25 protein-coding genes are annotated in these 22,721 nt (G+C 42.2%); all 25 read left to right on the top strand.

Going from position 1 to position 22,721, the window contains the following annotated elements; genetic code table 11:
- Nucleotides 1-6 precede the first annotated feature (6 nt).
- Nucleotides 7-1,467 (top strand): phage portal protein family protein, encoded by a 1,461-nt coding sequence (locus B1202_RS11955; RefSeq protein ID WP_078190828.1) that lies wholly within the window; start codon nt 7-9, stop codon nt 1,465-1,467.
- Nucleotides 1,468-2,670, top strand: coding sequence for a phage minor head protein (locus B1202_RS11950; protein ID WP_078190827.1), 1,203 nt, complete (start codon nt 1,468-1,470; stop codon nt 2,668-2,670).
- Nucleotides 2,671-2,724: 54 nt separating this feature from the next.
- Complete coding sequence (locus B1202_RS11945; protein ID WP_078190826.1) at nt 2,725-3,708, top strand: hypothetical protein; 984 nt, start codon at nt 2,725-2,727, stop codon at nt 3,706-3,708.
- Nucleotides 3,708-4,091, top strand: a complete 384-nt coding sequence (locus tag B1202_RS11940; protein ID WP_078190825.1) for a hypothetical protein — start codon at nt 3,708-3,710, stop codon at nt 4,089-4,091. Before B1202_RS11945 ends, B1202_RS11940 begins: the two co-directional genes overlap by 1 nt.
- Before the next feature lie 3 nt (nt 4,092-4,094).
- Nucleotides 4,095-5,171 carry a major capsid protein gene (locus B1202_RS11935; protein ID WP_078190824.1) on the top strand — a complete coding sequence of 359 codons (1,077 nt, stop codon included), beginning with the start codon at nt 4,095-4,097 and terminating at the stop codon, nt 5,169-5,171.
- Nucleotides 5,172-5,181: 10 nt separating this feature from the next.
- Nucleotides 5,182-5,538, top strand: coding sequence for a hypothetical protein (locus tag B1202_RS11930; RefSeq protein WP_078190823.1), 357 nt, complete (start codon nt 5,182-5,184; stop codon nt 5,536-5,538).
- A 7-nt stretch (nt 5,539-5,545) separates the two neighbouring features.
- Nucleotides 5,546-5,986 carry a gp436 family protein gene (locus B1202_RS11925; protein ID WP_078190822.1) on the top strand — a complete coding sequence of 147 codons (441 nt, stop codon included), beginning with the start codon at nt 5,546-5,548 and terminating at the stop codon, nt 5,984-5,986.
- A gap of 7 nt (nt 5,987-5,993) precedes the next feature.
- A complete protein-coding gene (locus tag B1202_RS11920) occupies nt 5,994-6,509 on the top strand; it encodes a phage virion morphogenesis protein (protein ID WP_078190821.1) in 516 nt (171 codons plus the stop codon).
- Nucleotides 6,484-6,906, top strand: a complete 423-nt coding sequence (locus tag B1202_RS11915; protein WP_078190820.1) for a hypothetical protein — start codon at nt 6,484-6,486, stop codon at nt 6,904-6,906. Before B1202_RS11920 ends, B1202_RS11915 begins: the two co-directional genes overlap by 26 nt.
- A gap of 9 nt (nt 6,907-6,915) precedes the next feature.
- Complete coding sequence (locus B1202_RS16475; protein ID WP_171262647.1) at nt 6,916-7,086, top strand: hypothetical protein; 171 nt, start codon at nt 6,916-6,918, stop codon at nt 7,084-7,086.
- The gene (locus B1202_RS11910) at nt 7,079-7,813 is read left to right on the top strand and encodes a hypothetical protein (protein WP_078190819.1); all 735 of its coding nucleotides are present in this window, start codon (nt 7,079-7,081) and stop codon (nt 7,811-7,813) included. The genes B1202_RS16475 and B1202_RS11910 overlap by 8 nt, the downstream gene beginning before the upstream one ends.
- 73 nt (nt 7,814-7,886) lie before the next feature.
- A complete protein-coding gene (locus B1202_RS11905) occupies nt 7,887-8,477 on the top strand; it encodes a hypothetical protein (RefSeq protein ID WP_078190818.1) in 591 nt (196 codons plus the stop codon).
- A gap of 56 nt (nt 8,478-8,533) precedes the next feature.
- On the top strand, nt 8,534-9,175 hold the full coding sequence (locus B1202_RS16620; RefSeq protein ID WP_228145161.1) for a hypothetical protein: 642 nt from the start codon (nt 8,534-8,536) through the stop codon (nt 9,173-9,175).
- Nucleotides 9,176-9,261: 86 nt separating this feature from the next.
- Nucleotides 9,262-12,498, top strand: a complete 3,237-nt coding sequence (locus B1202_RS11895) for a tape measure protein (protein WP_078190817.1) — start codon at nt 9,262-9,264, stop codon at nt 12,496-12,498.
- On the top strand, nt 12,495-12,899 hold the full coding sequence (locus tag B1202_RS11890; protein ID WP_078190816.1) for a hypothetical protein: 405 nt from the start codon (nt 12,495-12,497) through the stop codon (nt 12,897-12,899). Before B1202_RS11895 ends, B1202_RS11890 begins: the two co-directional genes overlap by 4 nt.
- The gene (locus tag B1202_RS11885; protein WP_078190815.1) at nt 12,899-14,866 is read left to right on the top strand and encodes a hypothetical protein; all 1,968 of its coding nucleotides are present in this window, start codon (nt 12,899-12,901) and stop codon (nt 14,864-14,866) included. The genes B1202_RS11890 and B1202_RS11885 overlap by 1 nt, the downstream gene beginning before the upstream one ends.
- A 9-nt stretch (nt 14,867-14,875) precedes the next feature.
- The gene (locus B1202_RS11880; protein ID WP_078190814.1) at nt 14,876-16,492 is read left to right on the top strand and encodes a hypothetical protein; all 1,617 of its coding nucleotides are present in this window, start codon (nt 14,876-14,878) and stop codon (nt 16,490-16,492) included.
- Nucleotides 16,493-16,544: 52 nt separating this feature from the next.
- Nucleotides 16,545-17,789, top strand: a complete 1,245-nt coding sequence (locus B1202_RS11875; RefSeq protein ID WP_078190813.1) for a hypothetical protein — start codon at nt 16,545-16,547, stop codon at nt 17,787-17,789.
- Nucleotides 17,782-18,135 carry a hypothetical protein gene (locus B1202_RS11870; protein WP_078190812.1) on the top strand — a complete coding sequence of 118 codons (354 nt, stop codon included), beginning with the start codon at nt 17,782-17,784 and terminating at the stop codon, nt 18,133-18,135. Before B1202_RS11875 ends, B1202_RS11870 begins: the two co-directional genes overlap by 8 nt.
- Nucleotides 18,132-18,527 (top strand): hypothetical protein, encoded by a 396-nt coding sequence (locus B1202_RS11865; RefSeq protein ID WP_078190811.1) that lies wholly within the window; start codon nt 18,132-18,134, stop codon nt 18,525-18,527. The genes B1202_RS11870 and B1202_RS11865 overlap by 4 nt, the downstream gene beginning before the upstream one ends.
- Before the next feature lie 13 nt (nt 18,528-18,540).
- Nucleotides 18,541-20,559, top strand: coding sequence for a hypothetical protein (locus tag B1202_RS11860; RefSeq protein WP_078190810.1), 2,019 nt, complete (start codon nt 18,541-18,543; stop codon nt 20,557-20,559).
- Entirely contained in the window at nt 20,552-20,785 is a 234-nt protein-coding gene (locus B1202_RS11855; protein ID WP_078190809.1) for a hypothetical protein, read from the top strand. The genes B1202_RS11860 and B1202_RS11855 overlap by 8 nt, the downstream gene beginning before the upstream one ends.
- A gap of 60 nt (nt 20,786-20,845) precedes the next feature.
- The gene (locus tag B1202_RS11850; RefSeq protein ID WP_078190808.1) at nt 20,846-21,232 is read left to right on the top strand and encodes a hypothetical protein; all 387 of its coding nucleotides are present in this window, start codon (nt 20,846-20,848) and stop codon (nt 21,230-21,232) included.
- A 132-nt stretch (nt 21,233-21,364) separates the two neighbouring features.
- Complete coding sequence (locus B1202_RS16715) at nt 21,365-21,490, top strand: hypothetical protein (RefSeq protein ID WP_265733749.1); 126 nt, start codon at nt 21,365-21,367, stop codon at nt 21,488-21,490.
- 434 nt (nt 21,491-21,924) lie between these two features.
- Nucleotides 21,925-22,509, top strand: coding sequence for an N-acetylmuramidase family protein (locus tag B1202_RS11845; protein WP_078190807.1), 585 nt, complete (start codon nt 21,925-21,927; stop codon nt 22,507-22,509).
- Nucleotides 22,510-22,721 lie beyond the last annotated feature (212 nt).

The following is a 22,721-nucleotide window of genomic DNA, read 5'->3' as shown; positions in this document are numbered from 1 at the left end:
GCTGACATGGCAAAGTCTAAAAAGGGCAAAGAATCTAAAAAGGCTTTGTCCAAGGGGAGTCTGTACTCTCAAGAAGCTGTTTTTAATTTTCTAACCAATTTTGGCCGTCAGCCTGATAACGATGAAGTACTTCGTAAAGCTGGCATTACTCGCCACAAGCTACGTGTACTGTTAGATGACGATGAAATTGCCCAGGCCGTTGAAACACGCATCGATGCATTGCTTTCAACACCTTATCAGTTGGAACCTAGTGATTCTGCTGCTTCTAAAACGTTAAAGCTCATACTCGACGAATGGTACTGTGAAATTGCTGCTGCATCTCTGAATGCTTTGTTCTTTGGTTATGCAGTACAGGAAGCGGTATATGAGCTTAAACCCGAAGGTTATATTGGTTTGCAGTGGATTGGTGAAAAGCCAATGCAGTGGTTTGAGCCAAAGAATGACGGACGTTTGATTTTACGTAAGGAAGGCAATTCTCAAGAACTCGTCGTTGATCAGGTGTTTAAGTTTTTCCTAACACGTCGTAAAGCCACATATGAGCAGCCATACGGTAAAGCCATGTTGGCAACACTTTATTGGCTTTCATTCTTTAAGCAAAACGGCTTTAAGTTTTGGGCCAAGTTTCTTGAACGCTTTGGTACCCCAATCCTAGTGGGTAAAGTTGGCAGTAAAATCACAACCGAAGCAATGAGTCATGCGCTTTTAGATGCACATGCTCAAAGTATTCTATCGATTGATGCCAAAGACAGCGTTGAGGTGTTATCTGCTCAGGGTGCAAATGGTACCGCAGGATCAGCATTTGAGATGTTCAATAAAACATTGATACAGCAGATTCAAAAAGTTGTACTCGGTCAAACGCTCACTAGTGGTACTGATGGTAAAGGGAGTTATGGCCTGGGTAAGGTCCATGAAAATGTACGTCTTGATAAGCTTAAATCTGATATTCGTTTAGTGACTCCAACTGTTCAGGCTGTAGTAAATGCTTTGTGTGTTCTGAATAATTGGGAACCGCACAAAATTAAGTTAGGCGAGAAAGAAAAAGTACTGAACGTCGAGCAGGCCACTCGCGATACACATTTAAAAAATGCCGGTGCAAATCTTTCAGATCAGTACTTCATTCGTGAATATGGGCTACAGGAAGGTGATTTAAAACCCGCTATAGATGCGCCTCAACAAGTATTCTCAGCTCTACCTAAACGTGCATTTAGCTTTAAAGCCCAGGCCAATAAACTTTCAGCTGAACAGCAAGAAGTTGAGGAATTAACCGATGGCCAAAAGGATCTGCAGCTTTTAAGTAATGAGCAGATTAAGCAACTTGTTGCTGAGTCGGATAGTCCTGAAGGCTTGGCATTCAATTTAATGCAGTTGATTCCGTCTGTATCTGAATCTCAGTTTAAGGCCAATTTAGATCAGGCTTTATATGCTGCAGATGTATTGGGGTATGCGACTGCTGCTAAGGGGAAATAGATGCAACCAGTCACGTTCCTTGAGGCGCTCCAGTACGCGCATGAGAAAAAGATTGTGCTACCTGATGAGTTTTACTCAATGGACTTAAAGACTAGGCAGATGGCTACTACGGTGAGCTTTCTTTCGAGTCTTGAGCAAGTTGAGACAGTGATTAAGTCACTGAATAAGACTTTGGCCAATGGCGGCACATTCAACGACTTTCAAAAACTCATTGCAGAATCAGAGATTATTCTACCTAAGCATTATCTAGATACCGTATTTCGTACCAATATCCAAAGTGCTTATGGTCATGGGCGATGGCAGCAGCAGAATCGAAATAAAGCCAAACGTCCTTACCTGATGTATTCGGCTATCGATGATAGTCGTGTACGCCCAGCACATTTGGCATTGAATCGAATTGTATTGCCGATTGATCACCCATTTTGGCTGACACATTATCCGCCATTGGGATTCCGTTGCCGCTGTACTGTTATCGCACTTACAGAAGCTCAGGCACTCAAATACGGTATTACACCGGATGATAAGTTGCCTGAAGTTGCTGAGGCCTTAGACTGGTCATCGCATCCTTTGCAATTTGGTGATTTGGAAGAGTTGGTTGATAAAAAGATCAATGTGTCAGTACTAGATAAGGAATACCTCCTCGAGCAGAAGGAAGTCATCAAAGCTGAGTGGGCTGCATCGAAAAATCTTACGAGTCTATTTGCTCCGATGGATGAAAAAACTCGGGACTTATTCGATTCGGTGGCCAATACGGTGATTCCGTTAGATCCGTCGATTCGACCAAGTGCTATTCGTACTTTCTTGGATTATGTGCAAGGCAATGACCAGGCCATTACAGGCTATTTGAATAGCAAAACCTCATCTAAGGCTGACCAGGTGCTTAAGCAATGGTTGGTTCAGGATATGGGAGCGATTCATTCTGTGGCTAAGAACACTTCAAATGTTGTTACTGGCACAACCACACTGGCTTATGCAGCTTCACTTGAAGTAGGCAAGGTGTTGACCTTGGATGCACCAATGCTTTTGGCAGGTCAGTCAAACATCATGATTCACATTGAGAATGCTAATGGCCTGGGGATTGATCTTGAAAAGTTGAATGCCGGTGAAGGGGTTTTATTACCTTTGGGAGTCTCTTTAGAAGTTGTTTCGATAGAGATGGTTGAGGGGAAAATGGTTTACACGCTGAAGGCATTGATAAATTAAATTGAAATTAACTAGAGACCGTCCGAAAGGGCGGTTTTTTTATGGAGCATGAAAATGCCAATAGATGAAAAACAGGATCACTACTGTTTTCGGTTGGGTGATTTAAGTGTTGATCCAGCTGAAGACGGAAAAAAGAAGCGAACCTTTTCAGGGATTGCATATAGCGGTGAAGTTATTACGGATCACTGGTATTGGACGCGCGTCATCTTTGATTTGGACAGCATGCAAATTAAAGGTCGTATCCCTGCATTACTTGAACATAGCTCCCGACAACGTGCAGGAGCCATCAATAGCCATACGATTAGCCATCAAGATGGTTTAGTTGTGCAGGGTGATCTGATGAGTAATGAGTTTGGTGTTCAGGTTGCTCAGGATTCTGACGATGGCTTTCCATGGCAGATGTCAGTTCGAATTGAGCCAGCAAAAACCGAGGAGGTGGCTGCCGATCAGACGGTCATTGTAAATGGCAAGACTTTGCAAGGACCAATCACAGTATTCCGTGGTGGTCGTATTCGCGAAGTTTCATTTTGCGCATTAGGTGCAGATGAAAACACCATGGCTGTAGCTGCAAGCCATAATCCACAAACGTTTACCCCAACCAAAGAGGACACTAACGTGACCGAATTAGAACAAACCCAGGCCAAATTAAAGCAGGCTGAAACAGACCGCGATGCTGCACAAGCCGAACTTAAAAAGTTCAAAGCAGATAAGCGTGAAGATGACATTAAAAGCTTAGAAACAGCAATGAATAAGCAATTCAGTGCTGAAGAAAAGAAATCCTATACCGATATGGATGATGCTGCATTCGTATTTATGGCACAGCAGTTAAAGCAATTCTCTGCAGTTATTCAACAACCAGCTGTTCAGCAACAACAAGCACAGCCAGCACCTGGTGTGAATCCAGCATTCGCACACTTATTTACCCATCAAGCGAATGGATACCAAGGTGCGCGACAAGGCCAAGACGATCAGCAAGGTACAGCCTTAGACCATGCGTTTAACCAATTTGCTGCAGCTCAACAAGGAGCAAAAAATTAATGGGCACAATTACTCAAACAATTACCACTACGCAACTTGTAGTCGGTGATGGTGTTCGTACGGAAAATGCCAAAGTAAAAACGGCGACTGCATATAAACGCGGTGATTTGTTGAAGGTAGCTACAAACAACCTTGCAGATCACCCGGTAGTAACAGAAGGCGTCGTCGGTGATTGGAATGCCATTGCCAATACAGATATGACTGTAGAGCAGGCTACTTACCATGCAACCAATGGTCTGGAAATGCCAATTTACGTACAGGGTGCATTTGATATTGCAGTTGTAACGGTGAATGGTGCACCGTTAACGGAAGCTCAATATGACGCAGTACGTGCCCAGGCCTTAATTAATAAAATCGAACTTCGTAAAGTCGTGGGGAAATAATCAATGAGTCAAACTTTTACATTTCAGAACGCACCGGTTGAATTACTGGATGTACCGCAGTTGGTGTTATTAACGGATACCACACAGAAGGTAGACACGTGGTTAATGGACCGCTTCTTTCCTCAACGTGTCTCGTACACCAAAAAAGAAGTGCCAGTGGGTGAGTTAAATACAGCAACGCCGCTCGCGCCATTCGTTACACCTACAGCTGCTGGTCGCCAAATTAAAGTTGGTGAGTCTGGTAACGTTAAATTTGTTAAGCCGGCATATTTAAAGCCGATGATGACGGTATTTCCAAGCGATGTTCAAAATACCGCACTGATTACCCAGTTGCGTAAATTTGGTGTGATTGCTACAGGCTCAAACCGTTTAAGCGATGCTGATTTACTCTTGATTGACCAAGCGCAAAAGGCTTTATATTTACGTCAATCGATTGAAAACCGAAAGTTGCTGATTGCCCGTGATGTATTGCTATATGGCAAGACAACCTTCGCTTCTGCTGACTTTCCAATGTATGAAGTAGATTATGAGCGTAATGCTGCTTGTACATTTGCTCCATTGATCAAATGGGGGCAAGCGGGTGCTACACCAGTAAAAGATATCCAGACCATGATTGATCTATCAGTAGAACATTCAGGTACTTCTCCAACAATGGCGTTGACAACTTCTAAGGTGTACAACACTTTAATCAAAGATCCTGAGTTTAAAGAGAAGTTCATTGCACCATATGCGGGTATTAGTGTTCCTTTGACTCCAACCTTTGATCAGATGGATAAACCACAATTCCGTGGTACGGTCGACAACATTGAAATTTGGACGTATGACGTTCAACACAGTATTGGTGGCGGTACACCAGATCGTTTTATTCCGGAAGACTTCTTCGGTCTAATCTCTGATGCTAATGGCTGGATCGCTCACTGCGCTATCCAAAACGTAGAAGCTTTTGGCCAAGCTCTAGAGTTCTATCTAAGCCAATGGCAAGAAAAGAACCCTTCAAGCATTCAAATGCTTGCTGAATCATCTCCATTGGCGATTCCAAACAATAAGAATGGCCTGGTAGGCGGTCGCGGGTTCGTATAAGGAAATTATTATGACGAAGTACATTGCAAAGCAGTCGCTTGGACACTTTCGTCCAGGCCAAGAAATCACAGGGCTTGAAGCTAAACAACTTCAGGCCCTTTTAGCATCTGGGGTTATTGAAGAAGAAAAAGCTCCAGAAGAACCTAAGGCTGATGGTTCACCCGCTCGTTTAGCTGAGCTTGAAAAAGCCAATACTGATCTTGTTGCAGCAAATAAGCTGATGACTGATGAAAAGGTCAAATCAGATCAGGAGAATGGTGAGCTTAAAGCGAAGGTTACAGAGCTTGAAAAAGCATTGGCTACATCTGACGCTGCCCTGAAAAAGGCAACCGCCGACGCGAAGAAGGCTGCTACAGAAGCCAAGTAGGTGATCTATGTATGCAACCAAAACTGACTTGGTAGCGCGGTTCGGTGGTGAGTTGGAGCAACTGTTAATGATGCTACCCAATGTCACCGCTGTAGATGATGCCATTCAGGACGCGACAGAGGAAATTAACGGTCACATAGGTGGCCGTTATTCTTTGCCGTTACCCAACGTGCCAAGTAACTTGAAACGTATGGCATGTGATATTGCACGCTATCGTTTGTACTTCCAGCAACCAACTGAAGAAGTTCGAAAGCGCTATGAGGATGCAATCTCATTCTTAAAGCGCGTGGCTGAAAACAAGGCACATTTACAGATCCAGTCTGAGGAATCGGACGAGATTATTGATGATGAGCCTACAAAGAAGCCAAGTACTTTACCTATCGGTAGTACTTATCGTGGTGGGGTATTTGGTGACGATGTCTTAAATATGATGCCTAGCATCAAGTGAGGCAGCTATGGCTTTTGCGTTAACTATCAAATCTAATCAGTCAGCGATTAGTGCTGTAATGACTCAATTACTGGATATTGATGCTGAAAAAGCTCGACTTTATGAAGACATTGGCCTGGCATTAACAAACAGTGTTCAAGAAAGATTCATTGGTGGGTTTGATGTTGATGGTAATCCATGGAAGGTGTCTTGGCGTGCCAGTATGAAGGGAAGAGAGGGTATGCAAGGTGGTCAAACGCTACGGGATACTGGGCGTTTGATGAATTCTTACACATACAACGTTCTGTCGAATGGTGTTGAGGTTGGGACAAACGTCTTTTATGCGCCATACCTTCACTTCGGTGCTACGATTCTGCCAAAGACAAGCCAATACATTACCTTTGCTGTTGGTGGTCAATACAGAAAAGTAAAACAGGTGGTGAATCCCCCAAGGACACAATTAGGTATCAATTCTGCAGATGAAGAAATGATCCTAAATATCGTAGGAAGTTTTATAGATGAGTACCTTCTTCGCGGTACGTGATGAGATTGCAGAAAAACTGAAAGAAATTTCAGAATTTAAGCAGATTTATACCCCGCTAAATTCTGTAGTGGTCACAGAAATGTCGCAGGTCACTCCATCGGCGCATATTAACTTTGTACGCATAGACAAGAAAGCAAGCGCAGGTAAAGGGAGTATTAATCAGATAGGCCAACAGTGGGCCGTGACTGTGGCGTGTCGTAATGCTCAGTCGCAGCAGAATGATGGTCGGGTAGTCAGTGATGAAGCTGGGCTTTTAACTGAGAAAGTAATTCAACTTCTTTCGGGTTGGAAGCCGCAATCATCTCGCAATGAATTAGATCTGATTTCGGTTCGTGATGGCTATAGCCCCGGGTTTGCATACATCACTATTATTTTTGAATCACAAAAATTTATTTAGGAGTCATTCATGGCCAAACAATATAAAGCCCGGCAACCCGTCGGGCGTTTTTCTGCCGGCGATATTGTTGGTGGGCTGTCAGAGAATCAAATCAGCAAACTACTCGCAGATAAAATCATTGAAGAAGTGAAGCCATCTGCTCCAAATAAACCCGTTAAAGAGGTGAAAACCGATGGCTAAAAATTATATTTCACTCCAAGGTAAATTCTATTTATCTGAAATAGCAAATGGTGTAGCAGGTGCAATGCGCCATATTGGTAACGTGCCTGAATTTGAACTTGAAATCACAACTGATCAGGTTGAGCACACTGAAAGCACATCCGGTCAGCGTACAACAGACTTTGTGCTAACTAAGACCACCGGTGTTAACTTCTCAGGGCAACTTGAAGAAGTGGATGATGCCAATCTTCAGTACATCCTTTCAGGCATGAAGTCTGATGTTGCAAGTGATACGGTGACTGACCAAGCACTTGGTGCTGTGAAAGTTGGCGAAGAAATAAAGCTCAATGGCTATAGCTTAACTGCTGTTGCATTTACTGCAGGTTCAACAGCTATTGATGAATCGAAATATGAGCTTGATGCTGTGTTTGGTACCGTCATCTTTAAAGAGTCGATTGCCGAGCCAGTCACAGCCACTTACACCACGGGTGCAGTAAGTCATACGACCATTGCCAGTGATTTTAATAAAGAATATGAATTGTTCTTTAAAGGGATTAACACTGCGACCGGTAACAATATGGCGGTGCGCTTATGGCGTACGAAGAAATCACCTGAAACAACATTCCCACTGATTCACGAAGAACTTGGCCAGTTTGAAATTTCAGGTCAGGCATTATCTGATGTCAGCAAAGGATCAGATGAAACACTGGGCCTATATGGTCATGTGGTAACAATTCCTAAAGCTTAAACCCATTCAGGCACAAAGAATCTCCACGGCGCTTAAGCGTCTTTTTTTGTGCCTGAATTTTAGAGATTCAATCATGAATGATTTCTTTTTAGCGAATAATCGCTCGATCAAAATTAAAGTGCTTGGCAATGATGTAGAAGTGAAGCAACTTCAAATTTTTAACTTTGATATCTGGTCACCGATTGCATCAGTTATTCGTGACAGCCTAAAGCAAAGTGATTATTCAGATTTAATCGGCGCTGGCTTGGTAAAAGATTATGGCGCTCATGTATTTCAACTTTGCTCAATGTGTACAGACACTGAAATGGAGTCGCTATTAGATCTCGCTGAATCAGATCCTTTGGAGTTTAGTCATCTGCTTAAACATGTGATCGAAGTAAATGGTGCATATTTCAAAGAAGACGTTAAGCCAGGCCCTAAAATACGTAAGAAGAAAGGTGGTGTTGAACAAACTTGGTTTGATTCATTCCAGTACTTGATAGCGTATGGCCATCGACATGAGGATATTTTGCAAATGACCTATGGGGCTTTTGTTGGCTACTTAAAGGCGGCTGAAAAGTATCAACGCAGCCGAGGAAAGTTTGATTCAAATATCATTCGGGCAGCGCACCATGCGGATAAGAAAGGCTTCTTAACGTTCCAAGATGAGCTAAGTAAACATTGAGGTAAGTTACTATTTTCACTTAATATGTGATCAATAATTATATTGAGGATGCTGGGGTGAAGAGTAAAATTTTATCGACTATTTTATGGGTATTGGGACTAATATTTATCTTAAGGGGCGTAACGTTAATAGGGGATAGCTTTTTTGGTAGCTTATTAATGGTAGTTGGTGGGGTTGCTGTCCTACCGCCATTTCATAAAAAAATTAGAGAAATTGCAGGATTTCCCATCCATGGTGGGTGGTTTGCTGCATTTGCAATTCTCATTTTAAGTTTATCAGGGAATACTTTAAAACATGCTGAAGAAGCAGCTCTAGCCAATGGAACCGCGAGTCCAGAACTAGTTAAGCAAGACGCTGAACGTAAACAGCGTGCAGCAGCCGAGTTAAAATTGCAACAAGAACGGGATGCTAAAAGAGCTGAAAAAGAAGCCCAAGAAATATATGAAAGGGAACAGCATGATAAGGAAATATCAATGCAAATTGATGCCAAAAGAGCGCTAATTTCCGTTTTAAAAGATCCAGATAGCGCAACCATTAGAAATCAAAATGGCTTCTGTGGTGAGGTTAACAGTAAAAATTCTTTTGGTGGCTATACTGGATTTAGAAGATTTATCGCTAGTTCCGCAATAGTTGCGATTGAGGGTGAGAATATGGATTCTTCAGAGTTTCAAAAGGTATGGGATCAGATTTGCAAGTAATTAATTAAAAAATCTTTTTTTAAGACAGTTTCATGAAAACCCACAGATATGTGGGTTTTTTTAATGCCTAAATTTTGAGGTTCGCTATGTCCGGAAAAAATCTAACGTTCAAACTTATTCTTGATGGCGATAGTAAAGGTCTGGTATCTGCTGCAAAGCAGTCCGAAGATGTAACGAAAAGACTGTTTGATTCAATTAAGTCTGAATCAGAGAAAATTAAACAGGCTTCAGAAGCGGCGTCGGGCCAAGTTGGGAATATCATTCCAAAGGGCACGACTGAATTAGCTGATAAATTAACTCAATCTCTAACAGCTGCAACTGGAATCATTCAGGATGCGGGGGATAATGCTAAATCCACAGCAGGTAATTTTACTGATTTTGGGAATAAGGCTGAAAAAGCATTAGGTCAATTAAAAAGTGACTTGACCGAAGCTAAGCGAAATTTAGAGGCATTCTCCAAAACAAATGCATCACCAGCCGATATTGAAGTCGCACAGCGGCAAGTCGATCAACTTGAAAAAGAAGTTCAGCAAGCAGACCAAGCATTTAACGATTTTCACGCTGAAGTTGGCAGGGCAAATAATAATTTAAAAGAAACTGATAATGCTGCTCAAACCGCTCAGAAAGGTATTGCTGGACTTAAGACTGGGTATACGGCTCTTGTTGGTGCTATGGCTGCTCTTGGCATAGGTCTTGGCATTAAAGAATTAGCAGAAGTAGCTGACTCATATACAAATCTTTCAGCACGTATCAACATTGCGACAAGTGAAAGCGGTAATTTTACCCAGGCCATGGCTGGTGTTCATCAAGTCGCATTGATGACAAATACAAGCCTTGACGCCACAGCAGGCCTATTCACGAAAGTGAATGACGTTGGCAAGCAAATGGGAATGACCCAGCAACAAACATTAGATCTCACAAAAACCATCAATATGGCCATCCAAACAGGTGGTGGGTCTGCTGCTTCGGCTGATGCTGCAATCACTCAGCTTACACAGGCCTTGCAATCTGGTGTACTTCGCGGTGACGAGTTCAACTCGATCATGGAACAAGCGCCAGGGATTTCCAAAGCCTTGGCTCAGTCACTTGGTGTGACCACCAGTGAATTGCGTAAGATGGCAGAGAATGGTGAGTTAACTGCGGAGAAGGTTATTAATGGCCTTCATAAACAATCTGCGGCTATTGAGGCGGATTATGCGAAATTTCCGACAACTATTGGAAATGCATTACAGCGTATTTCGACACAATGGCAAATTTTGATCGGTACCATGGATCAGGCGAACGGGGCATCAGCAACTGTAGCGCAATGGTTGGTAACTCTTGCTGATAATATGGGTATTGTTGAAATACTACTTAATGATGTTGGCTCTGGTTTTGTTTGGATTGGTGATCAGCTTTCATTTATTGATGTATCTATTTTTGAAAGCCTTAAATCTGCGCTATCAAGTGCTTACGATGCAATCAAAGAGGTGGTTGTAGTTACTGCTGATTTGAGTAAAACAATTACAGAAATATTAAGTACATCGCTAACCAATGTTTTATCTGTCCTTTCATCATTTACAGGTGAAGCAACAGCAGCAGGAGAGCAAGTTAGTTTCCTTGAGCGAATACTTCAAGGGCTATCTATTACGTTTGGTTTTATTGCGGATGGCGTAACAGCAATAAAAATCGGTGTAAATCTCCTAGCAGGAGCATTCTTCGACTTAGCATCAGCAGCGAATAGTGTCTTATCGGCAGTCACATGGGGTGATGTTAGTAAGCAATTTGCATCAAATGCAGATTTGATGAAAAGCAAGGCTAAAGAATATTACGCTGAGGCTGATAAGGATGCGGTTGCCTTTGAATCTAAGGGTTTGCAGCGGTTAGAGGAAGCTGCGCAAACCCAAGAAGAGAAGAATGCACAAACATTACTTGAGGCTAAAAGCTTGGTTGACCAGTTGCTCTTGGAAGGCCAGCGAGAACTCGATGGGAAGAAGGTAAATGAACAAGAAAAGTTAGATGCTGTTCAAGCCTATGCAGAAGCCGCGATTGCAGCCAATAACGGTGCAATGGATGGTGTAATGCAAGCTGATCTGATGACGAAGGGTTACATCGTCACTTTGGATGAAGCTGGGAAAGTTGCTATTCAAACTTGGGATGCAAATGCTACAGGTGCCGAAAAGGCAGCACTGTCAGCAGATAAAGCGCGTAAAGCTGCGGCGACATTAAAACTTGATCTATATGAGCTAAAGAATGGTGTTACCGAAGCATTTAATAGTAATGCAAAAGTTCTAAATGATTTTGCTAATAATGTTGAAGCTTTAGGCTTAAAGGGAGAAGCAGCTGGAGAGGCGGTATATCAAGCCTGGTTAAAGTGGCTTGAAACAGCTCAAAGCCAAAATGAAGTAGATCTAGCAATATCAAAACTTCAGGAGTTTGGTAAAACAGGGCAGATGTCTGCGAAACAAGTTGAACTTGGTATGTTGGCAGTACGCCAAGTAGTATCCCAATTACCAGCAGACTTGGACCCAGTAGAACAAGCTTTTGAACGCCTTGGGATCAAAACAAAAGAGCAGCTTAAGCTTGCAGCACAAAGTGCCTTAGCAGATTTCAATACCATTCAATCAAGTGGAGAAGCTACAGCTGAAAGCTTGCGACAAGCGTATGAGAGAACTATGCAAGCTGCAGCAGCATCAGGTGATCAGGCAGTCATTGCTGCAACTCAAGCCAAAGCTGCATCTCTTGGCCTTGAAGTCCAAATTGATTCATCAGGTAAAGCATCAGTCAAAAGCTATGGCGAGCTTGAAGAATCAATTCATCGTGTACGCCGTGCTTCTAGTAGTGCTGAAGATGGATTCCGTAACCTTGGCCAAACTGGTCGTGAAGAGGCTGATTCGGTTAGAAGTGCGTGGGAAGAAGCGGTTAGTGCTGCTTCAAGCGGTATGCATGGGACTCGAAAAGGTACCAAAGGCAAGATGGCTAAAAATGCCGAGGATATCGAAGCTGAGCTTAAAGCCATGGGATATTCGGATGCAGCTGCTAAACAGCATGCGAAAGATATCTATGAAGGAACCAAAGGTGTGAATGGCTATAAATCATCAGGCTTTGGTTTCTTTGGTGGTTTAAGCAACGTAGAGCAAGTGAATCGAGAATTAGAGCGTATGCAGCAATATGCGCCTAATAATGTATCTACCAAAGCTAGTAGTTTAGGGGCTTCATCGAAGAGTATTTCATATGAACTCAAATTAGGTAATGAAACAGTGAAACTAGCAGGATCGCCTGAGAGTCAATCAAGCCTTGAGGCGATGCTTAAACAGTTGGGTACATTGAGTAAATCAACATGAAAATAAAACGCATCTCAACCGCAGAAGCCGTCTCAATTGAAGACGGTTTTTTTTGGTCTGATGAATTTAGCTGGAAGGCTAAAGAGCAGTCTTTGGAGTACGCCATGGATGGTACACCAAATATTCAGGAAGGTACCAAGCTCTCAGGGCGCCCAATTACTTTGCAGCCAGCTGACAGTGGAATGGGGTGGGCTTCATTAGCTGTCGTTCGTAAGTTGCAGGCCTGGTCGGTGCTCAATGAGCAGTTTCAGATTCAGTTTGAGTGGGCGCATGACACACGGAAATTTAACGTGGTTTTTAATCATGTTGATGGTGCTTTAGAAGCCACACCCGTTAAAGGAATCCCGCCAGTATCACTTGATGATCCTATGAATTTAACGCTCAGATTTTGGAGTGAGTAATGCCAATTGAAACCAAAGATTTAGTGATCTATCACGCTGAGCGTGACACCGATAATAGCGACGGAGGTGGGAAATATAATGGTCAGATTGTACAAGATGGGTTGAGCAACAACCTATTCAATGACATCTCCGAGCTAGATCGTACCGTCGGTGATGTATCAATGCGTAAAATCTTCCCGGCTGTGACCACGGATGATACTGATCTATTGATGGGTGCCACTGTATTCGTCTCAGAGCTTCCTAAGGATCCAAGCGTATCAGCATTATTGTTCAGCACTGAATCATGGACCGACGAACGCCAGGCTGCACAAAACCGAGTTGAAAACTACTTGGCCAAAGGTGGTCAGACTGCCGGTACACCTCTAGACACACATTGGCAGGGTATGTCATCACTGCAAGTCGTGATGTTCCCAGAAGAAACTGAAGCAAATGTTGGCGATACGATCGTACTCATTTCAGATGAGGGTAAAGCACTTCAATTTGAACAGTATGTTCGAATTACCAAAGTTGAAACACGTATATCAGTCATGGTGATTGATAAGGAACGAATCGAATACATAGTTGCGACTTACCAAATCAATGATCCTTTAGAGCGTGACATTGTAGGCTTGTCAGCACGTCAGTGGTATGCAGGCGAGGCATCTAAAACTATTATTCGCGATACGCTAGTTGCTGATACTGGTTTGTATTATTCATCTACTCAATTGGCATCGAATGCGTCCGTGGGTGAATACACGGTTAACGCTGATTCAATGTTTACTCAATTGATTCCATCTGCTCAAAGTGAAACACCAATTATTGATGTAAATGCGGCAGGTGAAAGTGTTGTGCTAGTGCCGGGTAGTGATGGCTTGATTACTGTGAATTACTCATCACAAATCGTGAGTGAAAGTCAGAACCTGTATATAGGTTCAGCTGTAATGCCAAGTTCTGTGTCATTTAGCATGCAAGGCCAGTCAATCACAGATCAAGGTGGTTTGCTCAAGAACTCATTGGGTACACAAGTCGGTACGATCGACTATCAGCGTGGACTGGTGAAATGGACCTCTACTGCACCAACCGGCAATATGAGTTTAAACATTACGTTCAAGCCAGCGGCTGCACCAAATCAGTATTACCAAAATAGTGCCATTCCAGTGACTCAGAATAACCAAAGTACCAGTTGGTCAGGTGTGTTGATTCCGATTCCTGCGCCAGGTGCTTTGTCTATTTCCTATATGGCACAAGGTAAGTTTTACGAGCTCAAGGACGATGGATCAGGGCAGTTAAGAGCAGCAAATAGCTCCTTTGGTTCAGGCATGATCAATTACGAGACAGGATCATGGCTTTTAACTGCAGGCGCATTGCCTGATGTGGATAGTGTGATTCTGCTGAATTGGGGAACACCGATTGTCACTTTTATACGCTCAAATCTGAGTGTAGATAAAGCTGCATTTGAGTTTGATCTTGGTCACGCAAGTATTTTTTCAGGGGTGACAATTACTTGGTTGCTCGAAGGTGTAACCAAAACGGCTACTTCGAATGCGCAAGGCAAATTTACTGGCGATGCTACGGGTTCAATTAATTATGCATTAGGCACAGGCAAGATCATCCCAAATAAGTTACCGCAGAAATCGACAACTTTTAATGTGATCTATAACTTCGGTACTTCGCTTACGCAAACCAAAAATGATGTTATCCCGGACTCGAGTCAAAAGTTGGTATTCACGATTGGTACTGGTTCGGCGATTCAACCCAACAGTGTTGAGTTGGAAATTCCTGTGTCTACTGAGACAGGAAATTTTGAAACCAATGTTTTGCTCACCGATGTTCCAGTAACCAGCGCGCTGGGGAATTTAGTGAATAGTCGAGGTGCTGTTCAAGGATCAATTAATTATTCGACTGGTCTTTGTGAAGTCACACCGCAAACCGTTTACAAGCAGTTTATTACCAAATTTGAAGCAGCTGTTACTTATGGTACCGCTTAGGGGATTTCTATGACTTTTTATAGTCCACAAACATCTAGTATTGTTGGTAGCGAGACTACTTTAAAAGCCTTTCATACTGTTGATATTAAAGTTCAATATCGCGATACCTCGGGTTCAAATTCAGCTACACATACGTTTACTGCAGATAAACTCAAAGTTGATTTGTCCTCCGGTTTTGATGAGCAGATTCTCACGGGTTCAGCTCGCTTTAAGGTTGGATTGGATACTTTCTTGGACCGCTCTGGTTTGCTGTATCGCAATGTGGATCCTGCCACTAATTCAGGTATTCAGTCAGGTTTGATTCAGTATGGTACAGGTGTTGTTGAAATTGATAGTTGGACGCCGAATGCTGACAACAGTATTCAATTGCAGTCATTGACCACGACAACGGATTTATTGCCAATCAATAAGATTGCCTTTCGCACACCGGTCATTCCGCTGCGAGTACAGTCATTGACAGTCGTTGTCGGCACGCTTGAGCATGGTCAGCTCACATTGAATGCTGATGAAAACGGGGTGATTGAAACATCTCGTGCTCATGGCCAAGTGAACTGGGATAATGGATTTGTGCAGATCTATTTCCATACCAAAACCGAAATCACAGCTGCTAATCGTACAGAGATAGAAGCACATAATTGGTATGATCCGCTACTAGAATATGAAGAAGCGAGTAAGACTTACATCAATGTGCCAGTGTGGGTAGATTCTTCAAGTGTTCGCTACAACGCTATTGCTTATACTTATCTGCCGATTGATTCTGAGTTATTAGGTTTATCAGCCACACGTTTGCCGATCGATGGTCGTGTGCCGATTTTTCGAGTAGGTGGTATTGGTATTGTAAGCTCAACCAAGTCGCAGGAGTTACCGAGTGCAATTGCAGGAACAACTTATGATTTAAATGACCAACGTATTGCGTGGTGTGAGATTGAAGATGCAAACGGCGTAAAAGTCGGTTATGACCTATACACCATTAATTATGATTATGGTCGCGTGACGCTTGGTGGTGATTTTACGCTGGTGGGCTTGGTTGAGCCATTAACTGCCAAATATCGTTATCAAGATATGGGGCAGATCCGTGATGTTCAAATTAATGGCCAAGTCACTTTTACTAAACCATTAACCCATAACTATGATTCGGACAATACAATCGTTGGATCAGCATTGGTCATCAATGATATGCAGGCACGGTACACTCGAAAATTCGTGCAGCAGGCCTGGTCGAATCAATGGTTGGATGAGCCGACTGGTACCTTGATTAGTGCCAATTACAATGATGCACTGTATCCCATTCAGGTCACCAATAAGGGTGCAATTCAGGAACACTGGTATATTCAGTTTACTGATGGCACTAACTTTAAGTGTGTGGGTGAATATACCGGTCAAATTGCAACAGGAACTATTAACACTGACTTTTCTCCAATTAACCCAGTGACTGGCGCACCTTACTTTGTAATTAAAAAAGAAGGTTGGGGGAGCGGTTGGGCCAATGGTAACGTTTTGCGATTTAATACCATTGCTTGTAACTTTCCAGTATGGGTGATTCGAACAGTAAAACAGTCTGAACCTGCTGTAATTTCGGATTCATTCCAGATTATGTTGCGCGGTGATATTGACCGTGTTGTTTAAAATCCAATTCAAATATGGCCGCAATTGCGGTCTTTTTTATGAGTAAAAGAATATGGCGATGAAGCAAACACAAACTAAATTATTTGATTTTTCTGATGTGGGTTTGGATTTTTGTGCCGGTTCAAAAACTTTATTCCCCGATCGTTTTAAACGTATATTGGCTCTAGGCTACAACTTGCAAACTGTAGCAAGTGTTTCTGTGGCGGGCAATCAAGTGACATTTGAGTATGGTGTCTCCCATGGCTATGTCGCTGATCGTGTGTTGAAAGTCACCTCTGGGCCTTTAGCGGCAATTCACGGTGGGGAGTTTGTAATTGATAGTGTTGCCGCAACCTCGTTGACCGTTACAATTGACGATGCGCCAATATCAATAGCAGGAGGGTTTACAACAATTGTCGCGCCCTTAGGATGGGAACTGGTTTATGAACAACTAAATATTCACATCTATAAGTTTAAGCACTTGGATGAGACTGACTTTTACATACGACTCTGTTTTGAAAATAACTCGGCCCGACGATCAAATATATCCCCGTGCATTGGTAAATCTTATGATGTAATAACCGGAAATATTAATGATCCTAATTGTTTACAATCCACCAAAAATATTGCTTCTCCTGAAAAGTTCTCATGGGATTTCACAGACTCTCGTACTGCTTCTTACGACAATTATTCATTTAGTCAAGGGTATTCGATATTCGGTGAATTTAAAATCATCGGTAGTAAGTATCATTTTTTAGCATTGAACTGGCAATCAACCTCGTCTTGGCGAGCTTCTGTAAATGGATTTTTACCACATAGCAATTCACATGAGAAATTAAAATATCCAGTGCTTATAGGTTGGAAATCCTCCAATGGAGATGCAACACGATCAGCTTATGGTCAAGCTTATCAATACAGTGTATCAAGTGTAACTGGCTATGGTGAGGCGTGGGTTGGCAACTATAAGGTTGATTTTAACAATAACACAAATCTCTCTGTTTCTAATTACAAATTAGTTGATACTAATAATGCTTATAACTCTTTTTATCCCAGCTCAATTGAAGACTTTAACACAACATCTGCGTATCCGATCGCTGTGCAGCTTCAAGAAACACGACAGTTTATGGGGTATTGTTATGGTGCATATTTGTGTCGCTACTCAAACACAAACACACCGGCAAATACACACACAACAAGCCCATCAATCACAAGTGATATCGATTTAGCATCGACGATTCTTATTCACCCCATGGTTGAGGGTAGCTCTTCAATAGCTACTTACATAGCTGCGCCATTAGAGGAGATAAAAATTGCTTAAAGTTTTTAGAATCTTTTTTGGTGGTTATGAGCCAAATCATACAAAGCTGCAAGCAATTGGTTATGTGGTTGCTATGACGCCAAAGCCAATTATTACTGTGCTAAATACAAACCAGGGTTTGGGACAAATCAAGGGATTTACACAAAAGAAAGGTGTGATTTACCCGGGCGTTGAGGTTTCGGCATTTAAACGTAGTGATAAAACTCACTTGTGGACAGTACGATCTAAACAAGATGGTTCATATGCATTTAGAAATATTGCAGCAGGACTTGAATGCTTTGTTGTGGGTTTTGATCCAGAGCAAAACTACAACGCCGTAATCTCTGACAAAGTGGTGGCGAAATGAGTGTAAACACCTCTCTGGAAGCTGGGCTTGCCGCAATTCAGGCACACGTAAATTTTCTCGATGGTGGTACTCAAAATGCCACCGTTGTCTTTTTTGATGATGGCAAACCTGCAGATGTAACAGATCCCATAAATCAATCTGCAAAATTGGTGACATTAACTTTGCCCAAGCCGTGTTTTAAGTCCCTTGGCGCAGATTATATTGAGCTTCAGCAAACTGATGCAGCTTTGGTTACTAAAGCTGGAGTGGCAACTTGGGCGCGTATTTATAGCGGTTCTGGCAAGGTGTACGTAGATCTAGAAGTGGGCACACACATTACCTTGGCCAATCCAGATTTACCCCTTGGCAGTACTTTAATGATTAACAGCTTTAAGATCCGACCATCAATTTAATGAGGGGATTTATGTGTCTAATTACATCCCTCAGGATGCGCATCATGTAATTCTGAATTTCGAAGATTTAATCACTGGTGATAGCAATCTTAATTTTGGTGATCAGGATCAAGTATCAGCGCAAATTGATTTCGAAGTAAATGTTGGAATCTTGGCTGGAGTATTTGCACACCAATCTTCTTTTAATCAAATTGATGTAGTTACCAATACTGCTGTAAATATTGAAGTAACAGCACTGGTTGGCCAGCTAGCTCAAAGTGATTTTACTGCGCAAACACGTATTGAGCCTGAACTTAATGTTGTGGGCATTGATCAATTAGGTGCAATTGAGTTTATTGTGGATTGTGCTATTTCGCATGATATTCAACTCAAACTGAATATGAACCATCAGCTGGGTGTGAGCCTAGGGTTGATTAGTCTCTTTGAACAAGCAGCAACAAGATCTAGACCCCAAGACTATTCCTGGTCAAAATCGATTTTCAGAGTCTCAAATGAGGCTCTTTTTTTTGATAAGAGTTTAGTTGTCTCAAACATTTCAAATGCTGAATTTAATGAGGCGACATTGCTGAGCAAAGCCGTACGAATACTGCATAAGAAAGCCACTGGCTTGGGTTCTGATACCTATATGGTTTGGGAAGAAGGTGAGACGCACTTTATTCACCAACGTTATGTGCATCAGGACACAATCAAGCTGCGTCACAATCGTGAATCAAAGTGGCAGGAAATGATTCGTCGGCGTAAGCAATTCACCTATTCACATGAAGTGGCTGAGCAATTCGATAAGCGCTTTTCATTCGAGTGGGACAAGGGTCTAGAGATCATCACTAAGTCCGAATTGCCTTGGGACAAAGCCAAATCTATTCATTATCGCAAGCATCTGGTTCAACCTTGGCCAAAGCCGGAGTTACCTGAATATGTTGGCGATGGAAATCTCAACTTTATTTGTTCATGTACTGAAGTTGATTCCCATAATGTCATTTTAAATTTTGGTGCGGATGATTGTATCCCAGCACTACAGAAGAAAAACTGGTGGTATATCGTGAATAGTTTAAGTGCAGAACGCTTAGATAATGCTGAGCCAATCAAAGTGATTAACGGTTCTTATAGTGCTAGTCGAAGTACCTGGTGTTGGTCGTATTCAATCACAGTAGCGCATACTGAAAAAGAGAAGCTGCTGCCGATCAATGATCAGCCGGTGATTCTGAAATTGATGATCAATGGTTTTGAACATCATGTATTACTAGAAAGTGAAACAGAGACCATTAAGTTTGCGAATAAATCTTATACCTATGATGGTCGAAGTGTTACTGCTTTGAATGCGGCCGATTACGCGGCTAAACGTTCATTCATTCAGGACAATGAGCGAACGTCGGTGCAGTTAGTTCAAGCCGAAATTGATCGATCACAATCAGCCACCGAACTCGATTGGGAGTTGATTGATGATGTGGGCTGGATTGTGGCAACGGAGAGTTTGAGCTACGCAGAACTGGCACCAATGGATGCGATTAAGCAAGTGGTCGAAGCTGGCGGTGGATTCATCTACAGCCAAAAAGCGGGTAATAAAGTTTCAGTGTTACCACGCTATAAAAAAGGCTATTGGGATGCTATGACTGTGGACGACTACGACATTTTGATAGCGCCAAGTATCGTGATTCAACAAACTATTGAGCAAAACAAGGATTACATCGCTGACTACAATGCCATTAACGTCGTGAACAGTCGAAGTGGCGACAGCCTGATTGTGAAACAGCGCAATACTGCAGGTGATATTCCTCTTGAGGCTGTGACTGGTCCAATGTTCGATGTCGTATCAGGTGCAAGTTTTGGCAAGATGGAGTTAATCAAAGCCAATATTCAAGAATTTCACACCTTGTCAGGTTTACCGGTCTCTCAAGAAGTTGGTGAGTTGTTGCCAGGTAAAACTATAGCATTCCATGGACAGTGGTGGGGTGTAATTGATTCTGTGAGTGGTTCATTTAGTCATGGCAAAGTCACAGAATCTATCAAAGTGGAGCGCATTCATCGTGAGTAATCCATTATTTGAACTTCGTAAACTACTGAACCCGACGCATGCTGAGTTAATTGGAACAATCACTTCTGCAAGTCATCCTGAATATCGTGTTCAAGTGGATGGAGGATCCGGACCAGTGCTTTGCACAAGCGGGACAGCCTACAACATAGGGCAACGTGTGTTCATTTCAAATCAACAAATCTTGCGGCCAGCTCCATCAGGTCAACACAGTCAGATTGAAGTCTGAATCATTTAAATAATGGCACCGAAAGGTGCTTTTTTTATGCCTAAAAATTAGGGGAATTTAATGGAGCCTGTCTCTACAAGTGGTTTCGCAGCTTTTTTAAAATTTTACGGTGCTGCAGTTGCAGTAACATTGGCCATCTGCTTGGTTGCAACAGTCGTCATTATGATGCGTTTACCGCGCTCACCACAGGAATGGGCTGTTGGCTTAATCTGTACCGTTGTATCGAGTCTGACCGGTGGTGCATTCATTATCGTGAAATGGGGCTTACATGAATGGGTAACTGATATATGGGGAATGATTGCCCTGGGTGGTTTCTTCTTTATCTGTGGTTTACCCGGTTGGGCTATTGTGCGTTGGACATTTAACTTCATCAATAAGCAGGAAGGTAAGACGATTATTGAAGTTGTGAAAGAGCTGAAAGATGCGAGAAATGATCTTAGAAAATAATCAAACATTTTAAAAAGTAAAAAGCCCGTGATTCGCAGTCATGGGCTTTTTTGTTTCCCACAAATTGACAAGAAATAAGTGAGAACATTAGTGAATTTTAACACCAAACCCGATATCAGCATAGAGGGAAAAATGAGCGAAAAAGATACAGGAAAAGTAGCCATCATTATGGCGTGGGGTAAGTCTATTTCACTGGTGGTTGGTAGTCTTACAGGCGCAATAGTCGCCATAACAGCATTAATGAAATGGATTGTGTGATATGGCAGTATGGCGATTTATAGCAATTCTTTTCACGATCATTGTCTGTACATTTATTTCGAGAATGTGAACCGGCTACTGATAGTCCGTTTTTATTACATACGCACCGAAAGGTGCTTTTTTTATGCCTAAAGAAAAACCCCAGTGTTAGCGCACTGAGGTTTTTTTCATATCAACCTAAAGGAAAGGAGACATGATCAATCTATGTTCGAATATTCTAAACCAATAGTGGAGCTTATTAAAGTGTCTATTGAAAAACATGGATTATGGCAAACTATTTTTGCCTTCTTAATATTATTTTCCATTCCAATTCTAATTTGGAAATTACCTGAAATTATCTTAGCTATCAAATCTTAAACCGACTTCTTTTAGATGTCGGTTTTTTATTGTCTGTGCGCCATAAGGCGCTTTTTTTATGCCTAAAGGAAAGTGGAATGAGTAAAAAATTAACAACAGCACAAATTGAAACCCAAGCAAAATTGCTAGGGATTGAAACTGCAGCATTGCGGGCTGTGATAGACGTTGAATGTAAAGGATCAGGCTTTAATGCCGACAATACACCAGTGATTCTATTTGAACGTCATGTAATGCGGCAGCGCTTGATTGCCAATGGCCAAGCAAAGACAGTGGATCTTATGATGGTTAAGCGTCCGGATCTATGCAGTAAAAGTACAGGTGGCTATGGTCTGTATTCAGCTCAACACGGTCGCTTAAATGCTGCTTCGCAATATCATCGGGCTTCAGCACTAGAGTCGGCTAGTTGGGGAATTGGGCAGGTGATGGGCTATCACTGGAAGGCTTTAGGATATTCATCTCTACAAGCATTTATTAATGCGATGTATAAAGATGAATCAACGCAATTAGAAGCCATGTGTCGATACATTCAAGTGAATGGCCTGATGAATGCATTGAAAAATAAGGACTGGAAAGCCTTTGCGCGTGGCTATAACGGTATTGCATATGCCAAGAATAGTTATGACGTGAAGTTGGCTAACGCGTATAAAAAAGCCCTCAATTGATTTCTTTCTTATTATTAACTCAATGATGAATTTTCATAAATTTACACAGTAACAGTCATGCTTTGTTAGTGTAGAGCTTTAACAAATATATAGGCCTAAGTATGAAAGCGTTAGCAATTATAAGCGTGGTACTAGTAATGGGGCTGGTAGGTTGCCAGCAAAAAGACAGTAATGAAAATGAAGAGACGACAACACCTCATACATTAGATAAA

The sequence above is a fragment of the Acinetobacter amyesii genome (assembly GCF_002018365.1).
GTDB classification, from domain to species: domain Bacteria; phylum Pseudomonadota; class Gammaproteobacteria; order Pseudomonadales; family Moraxellaceae; genus Acinetobacter; species Acinetobacter amyesii.
Note: the sequence above shows the minus strand (reverse complement) of the source record. Positions and strands in the feature narration are given on the sequence as shown.